16 protein-coding genes are annotated in these 16,535 nt (G+C 66.9%); 7 read left to right on the top strand and 9 right to left on the bottom strand.

The features are described from left to right. Nucleotides 1–107: 107 nt before the first annotated feature. On the top strand, nt 108–839 hold the full coding sequence (locus DF286_RS07470) for a CPBP family glutamic-type intramembrane protease (RefSeq protein ID WP_207790013.1): 732 nt from the start codon (nt 108–110) through the stop codon (nt 837–839). Nucleotides 840–843: 4 nt separating this feature from the next. Here DF286_RS07470 and DF286_RS07465 read toward each other — a convergent pair whose 3' ends face one another. Further along, nucleotides 844–1,383, bottom strand: a complete 540-nt coding sequence (locus tag DF286_RS07465; protein ID WP_109270857.1) for a DUF488 domain-containing protein — start codon at nt 1,381–1,383, stop codon at nt 844–846. A gap of 102 nt (nt 1,384–1,485) precedes the next feature. Here DF286_RS07465 and ispG point away from each other — a divergent pair, with 102 nt between their 5' ends. From ispG to DF286_RS07445, 4 genes are all read left to right on the top strand, one after another. Continuing rightward, the gene (ispG, locus tag DF286_RS07460; protein ID WP_109270856.1) at nt 1,486–2,613 is read left to right on the top strand and encodes a flavodoxin-dependent (E)-4-hydroxy-3-methylbut-2-enyl-diphosphate synthase; all 1,128 of its coding nucleotides are present in this window, start codon (nt 1,486–1,488) and stop codon (nt 2,611–2,613) included. A gap of 111 nt (nt 2,614–2,724) precedes the next feature. Next, nucleotides 2,725–3,618 (top strand): DMT family transporter, encoded by an 894-nt coding sequence (locus DF286_RS07455; protein ID WP_279379325.1) that lies wholly within the window; start codon nt 2,725–2,727, stop codon nt 3,616–3,618. 2 nt (nt 3,619–3,620) lie between these two features. Continuing rightward, nucleotides 3,621–3,935 (top strand): DMT family transporter, encoded by a 315-nt coding sequence (locus tag DF286_RS07450; RefSeq protein WP_109270855.1) that lies wholly within the window; start codon nt 3,621–3,623, stop codon nt 3,933–3,935. Continuing rightward, complete coding sequence (locus DF286_RS07445; RefSeq protein ID WP_109270854.1) at nt 3,935–4,291, top strand: TfoX/Sxy family protein; 357 nt, start codon at nt 3,935–3,937, stop codon at nt 4,289–4,291. The genes DF286_RS07450 and DF286_RS07445 overlap by 1 nt, the downstream gene beginning before the upstream one ends. On the opposite strand, the gene DF286_RS07440 is transcribed toward DF286_RS07445, so the two are convergent. From DF286_RS07440 to DF286_RS07430, 3 genes are all read right to left on the bottom strand, one after another. Beyond that, entirely contained in the window at nt 4,288–5,838 is a 1,551-nt protein-coding gene (locus tag DF286_RS07440; protein WP_109270853.1) for an amidase, read from the bottom strand. The genes DF286_RS07445 and DF286_RS07440 overlap by 4 nt on opposite strands. 5 nt (nt 5,839–5,843) lie before the next feature. Next, entirely contained in the window at nt 5,844–7,757 is a 1,914-nt protein-coding gene (locus DF286_RS07435; protein WP_109270852.1) for a M61 family metallopeptidase, read from the bottom strand. Nucleotides 7,758–7,891: 134 nt separating this feature from the next. After that, complete coding sequence (locus tag DF286_RS07430; RefSeq protein WP_109270851.1) at nt 7,892–9,709, bottom strand: DUF885 domain-containing protein; 1,818 nt, start codon at nt 9,707–9,709, stop codon at nt 7,892–7,894. Nucleotides 9,710–9,823: 114 nt separating this feature from the next. On the opposite strand from DF286_RS07430, the gene DF286_RS07425 reads away from it, so the two are divergent. After that, on the top strand, nt 9,824–10,189 hold the full coding sequence (locus DF286_RS07425) for a DUF427 domain-containing protein (protein WP_109270850.1): 366 nt from the start codon (nt 9,824–9,826) through the stop codon (nt 10,187–10,189). 9 nt (nt 10,190–10,198) lie between these two features. On the opposite strand, the gene DF286_RS07420 is transcribed toward DF286_RS07425, so the two are convergent. From DF286_RS07420 to lnt, 5 genes are all read right to left on the bottom strand, one after another. Continuing rightward, nucleotides 10,199–10,867, bottom strand: coding sequence for a prolyl hydroxylase family protein (locus DF286_RS07420; RefSeq protein ID WP_109270849.1), 669 nt, complete (start codon nt 10,865–10,867; stop codon nt 10,199–10,201). A gap of 4 nt (nt 10,868–10,871) precedes the next feature. Continuing rightward, nucleotides 10,872–12,143, bottom strand: coding sequence for a metal-dependent hydrolase family protein (locus DF286_RS07415; protein WP_109270848.1), 1,272 nt, complete (start codon nt 12,141–12,143; stop codon nt 10,872–10,874). Nucleotides 12,144–12,275: 132 nt separating this feature from the next. Beyond that, complete coding sequence (locus tag DF286_RS07410) at nt 12,276–13,100, bottom strand: RcnB family protein (RefSeq protein ID WP_109270847.1); 825 nt, start codon at nt 13,098–13,100, stop codon at nt 12,276–12,278. A 160-nt stretch (nt 13,101–13,260) separates the two neighbouring features. Continuing rightward, complete coding sequence (metK, locus tag DF286_RS07405) at nt 13,261–14,445, bottom strand: methionine adenosyltransferase (protein ID WP_109270846.1); 1,185 nt, start codon at nt 14,443–14,445, stop codon at nt 13,261–13,263. Between the two features lie 73 nt (nt 14,446–14,518). Continuing rightward, complete coding sequence (lnt, locus tag DF286_RS07400; RefSeq protein ID WP_109270845.1) at nt 14,519–16,051, bottom strand: apolipoprotein N-acyltransferase; 1,533 nt, start codon at nt 16,049–16,051, stop codon at nt 14,519–14,521. Nucleotides 16,052–16,107: 56 nt separating this feature from the next. Between lnt and DF286_RS07395 the strand changes: the two genes are divergently transcribed. Further along, a complete protein-coding gene (locus tag DF286_RS07395) occupies nt 16,108–16,530 on the top strand; it encodes a VOC family protein (RefSeq protein WP_109270844.1) in 423 nt (140 codons plus the stop codon). The last annotated feature ends 5 nt before the right edge of the window (nt 16,531–16,535 follow it).

Raw genomic sequence — 16,535 nt, 5'->3', positions numbered from 1 at the left:
AAGCAATCGCCGCTCCAGTTGCCTTTCCGCCCTCTGCATCCTTAGCTGCACGATATCGAGCGGGGACGGCTCAGGCGGTGCCCAGTGCCAGAGACAGGGGGAAATGGATGAGTGGCATAACGTTGCGCCTGATGCTGTTGGGCCTTGCCGGGGCGGCGTCCCTGCTCCTGCTTCCGGTGGAGAAGCTCGCGCCCACAGCCTGGCCGCCGCTCGCGCTGCGCGCGTTGGCGACGGTGCAGCCCGCGCTGCTCATTCTGGTGGCGACGGCCCTCGGCGCCTGGCTCGCACCCCGGAGCGGGCTCGACGCTCCGCTTATCCGCGCCTGGGCCGAGCGTCGCCCGTGGCGCCCTGTCGTTCGCGAACAGCTGCCCGCCGCCATCATCGTTGGGCTTTTGGTGGCCGCAATCCTCGTCGCCTATGCTGGCCTTTGGGAGGCACGGATGGCGGGCGTGGCGTCCGGCCCGGCCCTGGGGTTTGAAGTGCCGCTGGTCACCAAGCTCCTCTACGGCGGCATCGCCGAGGAATTGCTGATGCGCTGGGGCGTGATGTCGCTGGTCGCATGGCTGGCCTGGCGATTGCCGGGCCGCTCCCAACCCGTGCCCGGCTGGTGCTACTGGACCGGAGCGGCCGCGGCGGCGCTGCTGTTCGCCGCCGGGCACTTGCCGCTGCTTTTCCTCTCGGTGCCCTCGCCGCCGCCATGGCTGGTCGGCGCGGTGATCCTCGGCAACGCCTTGCCCGGTCTGCTCTTCGGCTGGCTTTTCTGGCGCAAGGGCCTGGAGGCGGCCATGATCGCCCATGCGTCCGCCCATCTGGCCTCCACCGCCGTGCTCGCGCTCTAAGTAATCAAGCGGCTGACGCTGCCGGATAGGTGATCGTGCCTCCTGTCTCGCGCGCGGCCGGCGTCATTTTTGCGGGCGTCACACGGTCGTCGCCCATCAGGTGGAACACCGCCTCGCCTCCGAGAAGGAGATAGTCGGCGACGATTCGGCGGTGGCAGCGCCACCAGACCGCTTCGGAACACATCATGGCAAGCCGCCGCTCCCGGCCGAGCGCAAGCAACTTTTCGAGGCCGTGCCGGAATTCGTCCGACAGGGCGTAGTCGGCATAATTGTGGAAGCTTTGATTCTCCCACCAGCCATTCACCTCCGGCGGCACCTCCCGAGATTTGCCGCGCAGACCACCCAGCGCCTCGATGCGGGTGTGGCCGATCTGATAGGTCGCCAGCGAGTCGGGCAGCGCATCGAGATTATATTGGGGATTGGTGCGCGAGCGCGGCACGGTGCGGATATCGACGACCATGGCGACCTCGCCGGCCCGCAGCAGCTCGACGAAGGCCTCGATACTCCGGGTGGAGTGGCCGACAGTGAAGAAAGGTAGGGTCATCTCGCCGCCTTGCCGTGCATCGTTCGTCCTCCATTAGGTTCCGAGACTTTCGCCCGTCACCTTCCCTCTCTATATCGGCCGAACCACCCATGGAGTTTCATCATGTCCGTTCGCCCCTGGCGAGACATAGCGCGGCGCCCATCGCGTCAGATCATGGTCGGCAGCGTGCCTGTCGGCGGCGGCGCGCCCGTCACCGTCCAGACGATGACCAACACGATCACCGCCGACGCCAAGGCGACGATCGACCAGATCAGGCGCTGCGAGGAAGCGGGCGCGGACATCATCCGCGTCTCCTGTCCCGATGAGGATTCGACGGCGGCGCTGAAGCAGATCGTCCGTGCGGCGCGGGTGCCGATCGTAGCCGACATTCATTTCCACTATAAGCGCGCGCTGGAAGCGGCGGACGCGGGCGCGGCCTGTTTGCGCATCAACCCGGGCAATATCGGCTCCGAGGCGCGGGTCGCCGAAGTCGTGCGCGCGGCGAAGGCCAATGGCTGCGCGATGCGGATCGGCGTCAACGCCGGCAGCCTCGAGAAGGACCTGCTCGAAAAATATGGCGAGCCTTGCCCCGAGGCGCTGGTCGAGAGCGCGCTCGACCATATCAAGCTGCTCGAGGACCAGGATTTCCGCGAATACAAGGTAGCGGTGAAGGCGAGCGACGTCTTCCTCGCCGTCGCCGCCTATCAGCAGCTCGCCGAAGCCGTCGACTGCCCGCTCCACCTCGGCATCACCGAGGCGGGCGGGGCGCGCGGCGGCACCGTCAAATCGGCGATCGGCATCGGCTCGCTGCTCTGGTTCGGCATCGGCGACACGATCCGCGTCTCGCTCTCGGCCGAGCCCGAGGAGGAGGTCCGCGTCGGCTTCGAGATTCTGAAGAGCCTCGGAATCCGCAACCGCGGCGTCCGCGTCGTCTCCTGCCCGTCGTGCGCGCGCCAGGGTTTCGACGTCATTCGCACCGTCCAGACGCTGGAGGAGCGCCTCTCCCACATCCGGACGCCCATGTCGCTTTCGGTCCTCGGCTGCGTCGTCAACGGCCCGGGCGAGGCGCGCGAGACCGACATCGGCATCACCGGCGGCGGCCAGGGCAAGCATATGGTCTATCTCTCCGGCGTCACCGACCATCATGTCCGCGACGAGGACATGGTCGACCATATCGTGAAGCTGGTCGAAGCGAAGGCCGCCGAGATCGAAGCCGGCACCGACGATTCCGTCGCCCACGCCGCGGAATGACGAGACCACCGGCAACCCGGCGGACGCCGGGGCCCAAGAACATTGTCGTTTCCGTCCTGCCCGCGCCGTATTCTTGGGTCCCGGCTCTCGCCGGGATGACGCGATAGGGCTGTGAAACCCGTTTCCACGGCGACCGCCTTCGCCGTCGCCTCCCTCGGCATCGCCGCCTTCTCCACGATGGACGCCCTGATGAAGGGGCTGTCGATCGAGATGGGCGCCTACAACGCCCTGCTGTGGCGGACGCTGGCGGGTGCCGTCATCGGCGGCCTGATCTTCTTTGCCCGCGGCAACCCCTGGCCCGGGCCGCAGGTCGCGCGGCTCCACATGCTGCGCGGCGTCCTTTCGGCGGCGATGGCGATCCTCTTCTTCTGGGGCCTCGCGCGAGTGCCGCTGGCGCAGGGAGTGGCGCTCTCCTTCGTGGCGCCGCTCATCGCCCTCCATCTCGCCGCCTGGCTGTTGAAGGAGAGGATCGAGCGGCAGGCGATCCTCGCCTCCCTGCTCGGCTTTGCCGGCGTGCTCGTCATCCTGTCCGGCCAGGCGCAGTCGGACCTCGGCCCCGAGGCGTTCCGCGGCGCCCTCGCCATCCTCGCCTCCGCCGGCCTCTATGCCTACAACATCATCCTGATGCGCCAGCAGGCGCTGGTGGCGAAGCCGCTCGAGATCGCCTTCTTCATGAGCCTCATCATGAGCGCCTGCTTCCTCGTCGCCGCGCCGGTGCTGGCGGTGGTGCCGACGCCGCCGCAGGTACCCGCGCTGGCCGGGGCGGCGTTGCTCGCCTTCGTGTCGCTGATGCTGCTGTCCTGGGCCTACGCCCGGGCGGAAGCCCAGCATCTGGCGCCGGTCGAATATACGGCCTTCATCTGGGCGAGCATCCTCGGCCTGCTTGTCTTCGCCGAGCCGGTGCGGCCCTTGACCCTGCTCGGCGCCGGCATGATCGTCGCCGCCTGCATCATCGCGGCGCGGCGGCGCCCGGTCTCGATCGCGGAAATGGAGGCGGCGCTGTGACCATGGCTTGGGTTTGGTTGATCCTGGGCGGATTCTTCGAAGTCGGGTTCACCACCTGCCTGCGTTTCGTCGACGGCTTCAAGAATGTGCCCTGGACGATCGGCTTCCTCGTTTCGGTGGCCCTGTCGATGGGGCTCCTCGAGCTTGCCTCCCGCAACATCGCGATGGGGACCGCCTACGCCGTCTGGGGCGGGATCGGCGCGGTCGGCACGGTGCTGGTGGGCATCTTCTTCTTCCAGGAGCCTGCCGGAGCGCTTCGCGTCGCGCTCATCTTCGGCATCGTCGCCTGCATCGCCGGCCTGAAGCTGATCCACTGATGGCGCTGGACGAGGGCCTCTACGCCTGGGTGCAAGATTCGCTGGAGCCGCTCGGGCCGGTGACGATGCGCAAGATGATGGGCGGCGCGACCCTCTATCTCGACGGCACCATCTTCGCGATCCTCGACGAGGGCGAGATCTGGTTCAAGGCGGATGCTGAGACGGACGCGATCTGGGACGCCGAAGGCTGCGAGCGCTTCTCCGTCACTTTCAAGGACGGCCGCGTCGATACGATGAACTATCGCCGCGCGCCCACCGACGTCTACGATGATCCGGAGGCGATGCAGCGCTGCGCCAGGCTGGCGGTGGAGGCGGGCCTCAGGGGCGCGGCGAAGAAGAAGCCCCGCAAGCGCTAGTCGACCGGCTCCAGCAGCGGGGCGATTTCGGGGCTTTCCTCGATGGACTCAAGGAATCGCGGCTCGACGCGCTTCCGGGTCGCCTGCTCATAGTCGTAACCTAGAGACAGGATCAGCGCGTCGGACCATTTGGGACCGATGAAGCTGAGGCCGACGGGGAGGCCCTTCACCTCGCCCATCGGCACGGTGAGGTGCGGATAGCCGGCGATCGCGGCGAGGCTCCCCGCGCCGCCGCCCGGGACCTGGTCGCCGTTGACGCTGTCGATGAGCCAGGCCGGCGATAGGGTCGGGCCCACCAAGGCGACCACATTATAATCGCTCAGCAGCCGGTCTATGCCCTCTGGGCCGGCGAGGCGGAACGACGTCTCACGCGCTTTGACATAATCGGGATCGCCAAGACCTTTCGTGGCCTCGGCCTCGATGAAAGTGTCCTGGCCGAACAAAGCCAGCTCCCGCTCCCCATGGGCTTTGTTGAAGGCGATGAGGTCGGCGAGGCTGCGCGTCTCTACATCGGACGGCAGCGTGGCGAGATAGGCGTTGAGGTCCGCCTTGAACTCGGTGAGCAGGACGGTGAATTCGGCGTCGCCCATCTCTGCCGGCATCTCGTAATTGTCGATGTCGACCAGGATCGCGCCTTCGCGCCGCAGGGCCGCCAGCGCCTCCTCGAACGGCGCCTCGGTGCCGAAGCCGTCGGCGAAGCGCATGACGCCGATGCGCTTGCCTTCCAGCGCTGTGGTCGAGAGCGCCGCGACATAATCGGACCTGTGCTGGTCCGCTTCTGCCGTGCCCGGATCGGCAGGGTCCGTGCCGGCCATGGCGGCCAGCACCCGCGCCGCACCGCTGACGCTGCGGGTCATCGGGCCGGCCGTGTCCTGGCTGTGGCTGAGCGGCACGATATGGGTGCGACTGACGAGCCCGAGGGTGGGCTTGAACCCGACGATGCCGTTCACCGCCGCCGGGCAGGTGATCGATCCGTCCGTCTCCGTGCCGATCGCCGCCGGCACCATGCCCGCCGCGACCGCCGCCGCGCCGCCGGAGCTCGAGCCGCAGGGATTGCGATCGAGCGCGTGCGGATTGCGGGTCTGGCCGCCGACGGCGCTCCAGCCGGATATGGAGTCGGACGAGCGGAAGTTCGCCCATTCCGAGAGGTTCGCCTTGCCCACGATCACGGCGCCGGCGGCGCGCAGGCTCGCGACCAGCGGCGCGTCGCGATTCGTCACATTGCCCTTCAGCGCCAGGCTGCCTGCCGTGGTAGGCAGCGGTCCCCTCGCCTCGATATTGTCCTTGAGGAGGATGGGCATGCCGAAGAGCAGCCCGCGCGCCGTGCTGCTCCGGTCGAGCGCCTGCGCCTGCTCGATGGCGGTCGGATCGATGGCGATGACCGCATTCAGCCCCTCGTCCAGCCGCTCGATCCGTGCCAGCGCCGCCCGTGTCTGCGTCTCGGCACTGGCGGCGGCCAGCCCCCTCGGCGGCGCTTCGCCACCCGACGCGGCGGCGCAGCCCGCCAAGGCAAGCGCGGCCGAAATCGGGAGCAAGAGCCGGAGCATTCCCACTAGGGCAGCGGCTTCAGCAGCGCATCGAGCGTGGAGGGGCCGCTCCCCACCTTCACCAGCCGCGGGTAGCGGAGGCCGTCATGATAATCGAGTTCGACCGTGCGGTAGAGATCGCCCTTCTTGACCAGCAGCTTGATCGGCGCCTTCGTGCCCTTGGCCGCGGTGATCGCGCCCTTCAGGTCGTCGTCGGAATAGGCGCGGCCGTCGATGGCGACGATCTTAGTGCCGGTCGTCACGCCTTCGTTGAACAGCGGCGAATCCCAGGCGACGCCGGTGATCTCGCCTTCCTTCCCGATCGTGATTCCGATCGTGTAGGTGAGGTCGACCGTCTCGCGATCCTTTTCGCGCGACTTGAAGTAATCGGTCGGCGTGTCGGTATATTCGAGGCGGTAGCCGCCGCGCTCGATCCATTCGAGCGGCGCCTTGCCGGTCTGGTTGACGCGGCGGTCGAGATAGGAAGCCCAGTCGTAAGGCGCGACCTGGTTCAATGTCGCGACCACATCGTCGACCGTGTAGGTGACGATACCCTCGTGGCCCGGATTGATGCCGAAGAAGGCGCGGGCGAAATCGTCGAGCGAGCGCTTCCCCTTCGTCTGCTGGCGGATCATGCTGTCGACGTCGAGCCAGATCAGCATGCCCTCACTGTAATAATCCTCCGACCGCTGCCAGCTCGAGAAGGGCTTCGGGCGCCGCGCGGCGACGATCGGATCGTGCGTGGTATCGATCAGCGGACGCCAGCTGCGGCCGGGGAGCGTGTCGTAATAAGCGGCCGTCCGGGCAAGCTCCGCCTTAACGTCCTCGACGGGCATCATCCCCGATCGCGCCGAGAGGATATTGCCCCAAAACTGCGTCTGCCCCTCATAGACCCAGAGCAGGGTGTCGCGCATCGGCATGCGGTAATCGGGCGTGAACAGGTCGGCCGGGCGGCGATATTTGCCGTTCCAGCTATGCGTCATTTCGTGGGCCAACAGGTCGCGTCCGGCCGAACCCTTGTCCCATTCGGTGAAATAGGTGCGCGGGTGGGTGTTCTCCGAGGAACGGAGATGCTCGAGCCCGATACCGCCCATCGTCTCGGTGAGGCCGAGCAGGAACTCATATTCGTCGTAGTGCCGGGTGCCGAACAGCTTCAGCGCCTGTTCGACCAGCCGCTTGTGCGCGGCGATCTGCTCGGGCGTCGCGGCAAGATCGCTCGGCCGGTCGGCGACGATGTTGAGGTCCACATCCTCGCTGAGCGGGATTTCCTTGAAGTAACGCCCGGCGAACATGGGGGAGTCGACCAACGTCTCGTACGAGACCGGACGATAGGTGATGCGGTTGCCGCTCTTGCTGGCGACGTCGAGCGACGTCGCGCCCTGCCAGCCGGCGGGAAGCGTGACGGAGGGCTGGACGGTAATGTTCCGCACGAAGTAGCCAGCGGGGTAGAGCGTCATCTTCTCCCACTGCACGTTCAGCATGTCCGGCGTCATCACGACGCGGCCTTCATCGGGCTCGGTGGGCGAAAGGTGCTGGAACTCGACGTCGATCGACTCCACGCCCTCCGGCACGTCGACATGGAAGGCATAGACGTCGGCCGGATCGCGGCGCCAGGCGAGCGGCTTGCCGCCTGCACTGACCTCCAGCCCCGCGATCGAGGCGATCGGCCCGCGCGGCGCGTGATTGCCGGGCAGCCATTCGGGATAGAGGAGCGTGAAGGGGCCGGGGCCGGGCACCGGAATGGTCTGCTTCACCCGGAAGATCGCGCGCGCCGTGTCGGTCGCGTCGACATCGATGGCGATCGTTCCCGGATAGGGGATGTCCCGCGCCGCCGGTATCCGCTCGTCGATCGCCAGCGGCTGCGGCTCGGCCGGCGGCGTCTGGGCGAAAGCGGAGGTGCCAAGGAGAAAGGCGAGCGGAACGATCAGGCTGCGGTGCAACGGAAAACTCCATCGAAGAGGCTGTGGCTCTTGGATGAAGGATCGTTTCGCCCGCGTCTACCCCGGGGCACGAACAAGACAGGGGGGGCGGGCGGAGAGACGACCGCGCCGCTCTCCGCCCCGGGCTCCACGGATCAGGCCGTCTTGCTGGCGATCCAGTCGTCGATCTTCTTTTCCAGCACCGTCATCGGCAGCGATCCCGTCATCAGGACCTGGGCGTGGAATTCGCGCGGATCGAACTTGTCGCCGAGCGCCTTCTCCGCCTTCTCCCGCAGCCGCTGGATAGTGAGCGCGCCGACCTTGTAGGCCAGCGCCTGGCTCGGGATGGCGATGTAGCGCTCGACTTCGATCGTCGCGTCGGTGCGGCTCATGCCCGAATTGTCGAGCATATATTGGATCGCCTGGTCGCGCGTCCATCCCTTGGCGTGGATGCCGCTGTCGACCACCAGGCGCATGGCGCGCAACATCTCGTCGTCGAGATGGCCGAACCGCTGGTAGGGATCGGTGAACAGGCCGAGGTCCGGACCCAGGGTCTCGGCATAAAGCGCCCAGCCCTCGACGAAGGCGGTGTTGCCGCCGAAGCGCATGAAGGCCGGAAGCGCCTCATTCTCCTGGGCAAGGCTGATCTGGAAATGATGCCCGGGCGAACCCTCGTGGAGATAGAGCGTCTCCATGCCGTAGGTCGTCCGCGACGGCAGGTCGTAGGCATTGTAGTAGAAGATACCGGGCCGCGAGCCGTCGGGCGTGCCCTGCTGGTAGGAGCCGCCCGCCGCCGTCTTCTCGCGGAAGGGCTCGACCGCGCGGATCTCGAGCGGGCTCTTGGGGATGGTCGAGAATTGCTCGCCGATACGGGCGTCGACCTTCTTGCCGATCGCATAATAGCCGTCGCGCAGCGCGTCGCGGGACTCGGCCTTGAACTTCGGGTCCGTGCGCAGATAGTTGAAGAATTCGGCGAGCGTGCCCTTGAAGCCGACTTCCTCCTTGATCGCCTCCATCTCCGCCCGGATCCGGGCGACTTCGCTGAGGCCGAGATTGTGGACGTAGTCGGCCTTGAGCGGCAGCGTCGTCGTCTCCTCGATCATATATTCGTAGAGCTTCTCGCCGCCCTTCATGTGGACGAGACCGACGCCATCGCGCGCCTTGGGCAGATATTCGTTCTTCAGGAAGTCGCGGAGGCGCGTGTAGGCCGGGAAGAGCTCCTCGGTGACGGCCGCGCGATAGGCGGCCTTGAGGCGGGTCTGGTCGGCCTCCGAGATGCCCTCCGGAAAGCCGAGGACCGGTGCGTAATAGGGCGACTCCTCCGGCTTGTCGGCCAATTGGGTGTTGAGCTGGTCGATTACATTTTGGATCGTCAGCTTCGTCTCGAACACGCCGGACTCCATGCCCTCGCGGAAGCGGCCGATCGAGCGGTCGATGATCGTCACGAAATCCTTATGGCGCTTGAGGTTGTTCTCATAGTCCTCGAGCGTCTTGAACGGCGCCGCGCCCTTCCCGCTCGCGAAGGTGGGATAGAAGGTGTGGAAGCCGCTGAAATGGTTCACCGGCCGCACGACCGTGAGCGCCATGATCTCGTCGGAGAGGCCGTTTAGGTCCGCCTCCCGGTCGAACTTGAAGACGTCATAGGCGATCTTGTCGGTATCGTTCAGCTGCGACCGGTCGATCTTCGCCAGCGTCGCCAGCTCGGTCCGGGCGGCGGCTTCCTCGGCCGCGAAATATTCGTCGCTGATGAAGTCGCCGAGCTGGTCGGCATAGCGCATGTCGCCGCGGAACAGCGCGCTCACCGGATTGCGGCGAAGATTGTCCTCGTCGCTTTTCTTGAACAGCGCGTGGAGCTGCTGCGAGGCGGTCGATTGCGCCGCCTGGGTCGTCTCGGCCTGCAGGGCGACGGCGTTCGGGGCGGCAAGGGTGAGAGCGAGAAGGGAGGAAGCGGCGGCAAGAAGCGTACGGTTCATGAAGAGCCTTTCCGATGATGCTGTATTGCTCGTCTAAAACGGCGAGGCGTGCCGCGCAAGCGGTGATCCGAGTAGGATGAATGTGCTAAGATCGTCGGCGAGGGAGTCGTGCCGATGCGGCAGCCAGGTCCGGACCATCCGATCGAGATCAGCCCCTTCGGCGGGCGCGTCCGAGTGCTGTTCGAGGGCCACACGCTCGCCGATAGCTCGCACGCGCTGCGGCTCGAGGAAGCAAGCTATCCGCCGGTCTTCTACATACCGCGGAGCGACGTCCATATGGAGATGCTGGCGCATAGCGGCCGCCTCACCCACTGCCCCTACAAGGGCGATGCCAGCTACTTCAGCATCGACGGCGGCGGCGCCCATGTCCGCGATGCTGCCTGGAGCTATGAGCATCCCTATCCCGCCGTGGCCGGGATCGCCGGATATCTCGCCTTCTACCCGGACAAAGTCGCCATCGAGACGGTGCCCTTTGGCTGAGCGGGCCGCTCAATAAAGGGTCGTCGCGGCGGCGAGGCTCGGCGTCCAGGGGCGCTCTCGATACCATTTGGTGATCACATATTTGACACCCGCGATCACCGGCATGCCCTGATGGAGCGAGGTCATGTTGGGCGCGCCATGCTCATCCAGATTGTTCCAGACGAGGAGGTTGCCCTTGCGCGGGGTGATCCGCACCTTCGCTTCGGGAAACTGGGTCTGTCCCCCGTCCTCGACGGCGTTCAGGAACATCATCGCCGTCCAGGTCCGCTGGCCGCCATTCCGCTCCTGCTCGGGCCAATAGGCTTCGGTCGTGAAGAAGAAATCGTGGTGCGGCTTGAACTGCTGGCCGACCGCGTAGCGCTGGCCCTGGATGGTCTCGCCGCAAGCCGGATCGAGGCTCATGACCTGCGCGATCTTCTTCTCCACCGCGCGGACGACCGGATGCGTGGGATCGAGATTGCAGCTCTCGCTGGTGCGGAATTCCGGATCGCCGGTGTGAGCGAGCAGGCGCGACGGCTCACGACCTTCGTCGATGAGGGCAATCAGGGCCGAGCACTCCTTGTCGGCCAGAAAATCGCGCAGGACGTACATCTCGACGCCGGGCGCCGGCACCTTGAACAGGCCCGGCACCGTCGAGAACCGGCGTCGCACCGCCTCCGCGGCCTCGATGACACCCATATGCTCAGTCGATCGTACGTCCCTGGACCATCACCCAATCCACCTTCTCCAGAACGCGGACGTTCTCCAGCGGGTTGCCCTCGACCGCAATGAGATCGGCCGAATAGCCGGGCGCGATCCGCCCCACCTCGTTCTGCATGTCGATCAGCTCCGCCGCTCCGGTGGTGGCGGAGGCGAGCGCCTCGGCCGGGCTCATGCCGACGATCTCGACCAGCTGGGCAAACTCCTCGGCGTTGCGGCCATGGGGATAGACGGCCGAATCGGTGCCGAATACCACCGGCACGCCGGCGGCGCGCGCGGCGCGCGCGGCTTGGCCCACTTGATCGAGCGTCATCCTCACCTTCTCGGCCACCGCCGGCGTGAAGACGCCCTTGGCGAGGCCGTCGCGGATGCCGGTATAGGCCATCAGCGTCGGCACCAGCGCGGCGCCGTTCGCCTTCATCGCCTTGATCGCGGCGCCGTCGGCGAAGGTGCCATGCTCGATCGAATCGACGCCCGCCCGCGCCGCCGCCTCGATGCCGCGCGCGCCATGGGCGTGGGCGGCGACCTTGAGGCCGAGGCTATGGGCGGCGTCGACGATCGCCTTCATCTCCTCATCGGTGAAATGCTGGCCGAGCCCGCGCGCCTGCTGGGACAGCACACCGCCTGTGGCCGGGATCTTGATGAGATCGGCGCCGGCGCGCGAGGCTTCGCGCACCCGCTCGGCGCATTCCACCGCCCCCGTGCAGGTATTGCCGATCTCGAGCGTCTCCATCACGTCGGGACGGAAGCCGGTCACGTCGCCATGGCCGCCGATGATCGAGATGCTGGAGCCCGCCGCGACGATGCGCGGGCCAGGAATGACGCTTTCATTGGTGGCGCGGCGAAGGGCGAAGATCGATTGCGGAGACGCGCCTAGGTCGCGGACGGTGGTGAAGCCGGCCTTGGCCGTGAGCAGCGCATTCTTGGCGCCCACCAGGGTCGACCATTCGGACGTGTCCACCGCCTCGTCGCGCCAGTCGCCGCCCGGCTCGCCGGTGAGGTGGACATGGGTGTCGATGAGACCCGGAAGGACGGTCTTGGAAGAAAGGTCGACGAGCTCGGCACCGGCCGGGACGGCCGAATGGCCTTCGGTGATGCTGCTTATCCGCCCATCGACGACGGTGATCGTCGAGGGACCCATTGGCGGCTTCGAAGCGTCGGCGATCAGCTGACCGGCGTGGATGACGATGGTCTCGGCCGCGGCGGGCGCGGCAATCAGGCAGGCGGACAGGACAAGCAAAAGGCGCGACAGCATGGACGGGAACCCCCTAGGACACGAACTGCGCCCGATGCTGCGTCAGGTGCGCGCGCTTTGACAAGCAAAAAGCCCGGAGCGTCGGTGGGACGCCCCGGGCTTGTTTGCCTCGACGGTCTGCCGCTGTGGCGGCTACCAGAAGAAGTCGTAGATCACGTCCAGGACTTCGCCGGTGTAGACGTCGACCAGCAGCACATCGTCATAATAGCGGACCCACTGCGTGCCGGGATAGGCCGGCGGCAGTCGATACTGCCACGGATCGTGGATCCGGTAGCGGCTCGAATAGAAGGGCGCGCCCAGGAACACGCCGATCGAGAAGCGGCTGTAGCTGTGGCCCCGATAGGGCGCGTAGTAGCGACCCGGGCTGAAGATGTGACGATTGCTGTAGCGATAGTCACGCCAGTTGTAGCGGCGATCATTGCGCCAGTCGCGACGCCACTCCCGGCGGTCCGCGCGCCAGTCGCGGCGATCCTCGCGCCGGTCACGGCGCCATTCGCGGCGATCTTCGCGCCGGTCCTGCCGCCATTCGCGACGGTCCTCCCGGCGCTCGCGCCGATCCTCGCGCAGCCGGCGCTCGTAGCGCGCCTGGTTCTCGGCGGCCTTGCGCTGGTAGCGGGGGATGACGTTCACCGCGCTCTGGCGCGACGCCTCACGGGATTCGCGGATCTGCTGGCGCAAGCCATCGCGCCGATCGGCACGCCGCTCCTGTCGATTCTCCCGCCGCTCGGCCCGGCGCTCGACGCGCGCCTCGCGACGCTCCTGACGCTGGGCCTGGCGCTGCCGCGTCGCGCGACGCTCGCTCCGGGCTTCCTGCCGGGCCTGACGCGCCGCCCGTGCCGCAGCGCCGCTGTCATTTTGGGCGACCACTCGCCGCTCCGCCGGTGCCGCCGCGGCTGCCGACGCCAGCGGCGTGCCGGCCGTGGCGGCCATCAAAACTGCAATAAGCGCCTTGCGCATCCGAGTTACTCCATACTCCCGACAGGCAACGCGCCCGTCACATCATGGACGGATAGTGCATCGCGAAGGATGAGCCGTTGCTGAACTCGAATGCAAGCTTTCCGAAAGAATCCAATCTTCTTCGTACGATGGCGGGACAGTCGGCGCGGACGGGGAGGGCCTAAAGCGCCTGCTTCAAAGAGTCGACGAGGTCCGTCTTCTCCCAGGTGAAGAGCTCGCCGTCGGGCTTGCGGCCGAAATGGCCGTAGGCGGCGGTGGGGAGGTACACCGGTTTGTTGAGGCCGAGATGGGTGCGGATGCCCTTGGGCGTCAGCCGCACCAGTCGGGGCAACACTTCCTCCAGCTTGGCGGCGGTGGCGCCGTTCGCCTCGGTGCCGTGCAGGTCGACATAGAGCGACAGCGGCTCGGCGATGCCGATCGCGTAGCTCAACTGGATGGTGCAGCGCTTCGCCAGCCCGGCGGCGACGATGTTCTTGGCGAGATAGCGCGACACATAGGCGGCCGAACGATCGACCTTGGTCGGGTCCTTGCCCGAGAAGGCGCCGCCGCCGTGCGGAGCCGCGCCGCCATAGGTGTCGACGATGATCTTGCGCCCGGTAAGGCCCGCATCACCGTCCGGACCGCCGATCTCGAACAGGCCGGTAGGGTTGACGAAGATGTCCTCGTCGCCCGGCATCCAGCCGTTGGGCAGCACGTCGGCGAAAACGCCTTTCACATAGTCGCGCAGCTTCGCCTGGCCGGCATCGTTGCTGAGGTCCTTCGAATGCTGCGTCGAGACGACGAGCTTTACCGCCTTCACCGGCTTGCCATTCTCATAAGCCAGGGTGACCTGGCTCTTGGCGTCGGGCTCGAGGAAATCGACGACCTTGCCGTGGCGGTCGGCGGCAAGCTTCTCCAGCACGCGGTGCGAATAATGGAGCGTCGCCGGCATCAGATCCGGCGTCTCGTCGCAGGCGAAGCCGAACATGATGCCCTGATCGCCCGCGCCCTCATCCTTGTTGCCGCTCTCGTCGACGCCCATCGCGATATGGGCGGACTGGCCGTGCAGATGGCAGGCGAAATCGGCATATTGCCAGTGGAAGCCGTGCTGCTCGTAGCCGATCGCCTTCACGGTGTCGCGCACCGCCGTCTCGATCTCGGCCTGGGTCGGAGTCACGTCCTCGCGGCAGCGGACCTCGCCGGCCAGCACGATGCGGTTGGTGGTGACCATCGTCTCGCAGGCGACGCGCGCTTCCGGATCGCGGCCGATGAAGAGATCGACGACGGCGTCGGAAATCTGGTCGGCGACCTTGTCCGGATGGCCTTCGGAAACCGACTCGGACGTGAAGATGTAGTTGCTGCGCATCGTGGAAAAACGGCCTTTTCGCTGAGGAACCTTCAGGAGATGCGGATATAAAGATATCCTTATATGCGGCTCTTTAGCGTTGTTTGCGGCGCGCCGCAATGCGGTCTCCGGCCAGGGCGGCGGCCACCAGCAGCAGCGCGAGAAGGAAAGGCAACATGTTGCCGAGGCGAGCGAACAGGGTCGCCGGTTCGGGCGGCGGCAGCCGCGCGTCGATCGCCCCGGCCGTGCGCCAGGGCAGGGAATGGAGAACGTTCCCGTCGGAGTCGATCACCGCCGAGATGCCGGTCGGCGTCGAGCGCAGCACCGGCAGCCCCTCCTCCAGCGCCCGCATCCGCGCCTGCGCCAGGTGCTGCGGCGGACCCCAGGCGCCGAACCAGGCGTCGTTGGACGGGTTGAAGATGAAATCCGGCCGGTGGTGCGGATCGACGACCTGGCCGGAAAAGATGATCTCATAGCAGACCTGGAAGCCCACATCCCCCACGAGCGGCAGCACGAGCGTGCCCGGGCCGGGACCGGCATCGAAGTCGACGCTGCCGGGCGCCAGGCGGGAAAGGCCGAGGCGCGACAGCAGAGGTCGGGCCGGCAGATATTCGCCATAGGGCACGAGATGCGCCTTGTCGTAGCGGGCGAGGATCCGGCCGGCGGCGCCGATGGCGAACACGCTGTTGGTGGCGCTGGTGACCTTCCTGCCGTCGACGGACTGGAAGGTGACGCCGCCCGTCAGCAGCAGGTCGCGGGGGCCAAGGACGCTGGCGGCCCTCTGCCGCTCACGCGCCGCCTGCTGCTGGTAGAAAGGATCGGAGCGCTCATCCTGCAACGCGTCGGTTATCGCTGCCTCCGGCCACAGCAGCAGCCTCGGCGTCTCGCCCGGAACGCCCGAGAGTCGCCTCAGCCGCTCGAAATTCTGCTCCTCAAAGCCTTCCCGCCACTTGTCCTGCTGGCCGATATTGGGCTGGACGATGCGGATCGGGGCGCCGGCCGCGCCGGCCGCCGCGCGATTGGCGAAGGGCGCGGCGACCATTGCCGCAACAACGCCGCCGGCGAGGATCATGGTCCTGGGGCGGCGCCGCTCCATCGCCACAAGCATGAGCGCGCCGGAAAACAGCATCGCGACGCCCGAGACGCCATAGGTACCGATCCACGGAGCGAGCTGATCGAGGCGGCTGTCCAGCAAGGCGACACCGGCCGGATTCCAGGCGAAGCCGGTGAACAGCGTCGCCCGCAGCCACTCGGTGACGATCCAGGCGGCCGCGAACAGAAGAATGAAGCGCAGGCCGTCAGCGCGGCCCCATCGCCAGGCCAAGCCGGCCGCGGCGGCCGGGAAGACGGCGAGATAGAGGGAGAGCAGCACGACGGCGATCCAGCCGAGCCAGGCCGGCATCGCCGACTGATAGGTGAAGGCGGTCGCGATCCAATTGAGGCCGAGCGTGAAGTGCCCCACGCCGAACCACCAGCCCCGCGCCAGCGTGCTCCGCATCGACGGCGCGGTGAAGATCAGTCCCATCAGCGCGGCGAAGCCGAGGACGGTCAGCGGCCAGAGCCCCACCGGCTCGAAGCCGAGCGCGGCGACCAGACCGGCGAGGAAGGAAAGACCAAGGAACTTCATTCCGCCCTGCTATGTGAAGGATGGTCCGCCATTGCAATCCGCGATAGAGCGGCATCATGAGCCTGCCGCCATTCCATCTCGCCTTCCCCGTCCACGATCTCGCCGCCGCCCGCGCTTTCTATGGCGGCCTGCTCGGCTGTCGCGAAGGGCGCAGCGCCGACGAATGGATCGACTTCGATTTCTTCGGCCACCAGATCGTCGCGCACCTCGCGCCCGAGGCCGCGTCCCGCCGGCATCACAATCCGGTCGATGGGCATGACGTACCGGTGCCGCACTTCGGCGCGGTGCTGACCATGGAAGACTGGCGGACGCTGGCCGACAGGATGAGAGACGCCGGCACCGCCTTCGTGATCGAGCCGACCATCCGCTTCGCCGGTCAGTCCGGCGAGCAGGCCACCATGTTCTTCCTCGACCCCTCCGGCAACGCGATCGAAATCAAGGCGATGCGCGATCCGGCGAAGCTGTTCGCGACCGAGTGACTCGG

It is taken from the genome of Sphingosinicella humi (assembly GCF_003129465.1).
Taxonomy (GTDB): domain Bacteria; phylum Pseudomonadota; class Alphaproteobacteria; order Sphingomonadales; family Sphingomonadaceae; genus Allosphingosinicella; species Allosphingosinicella humi.
This window is presented reverse-complemented; position numbering and strand designations above follow the sequence as displayed.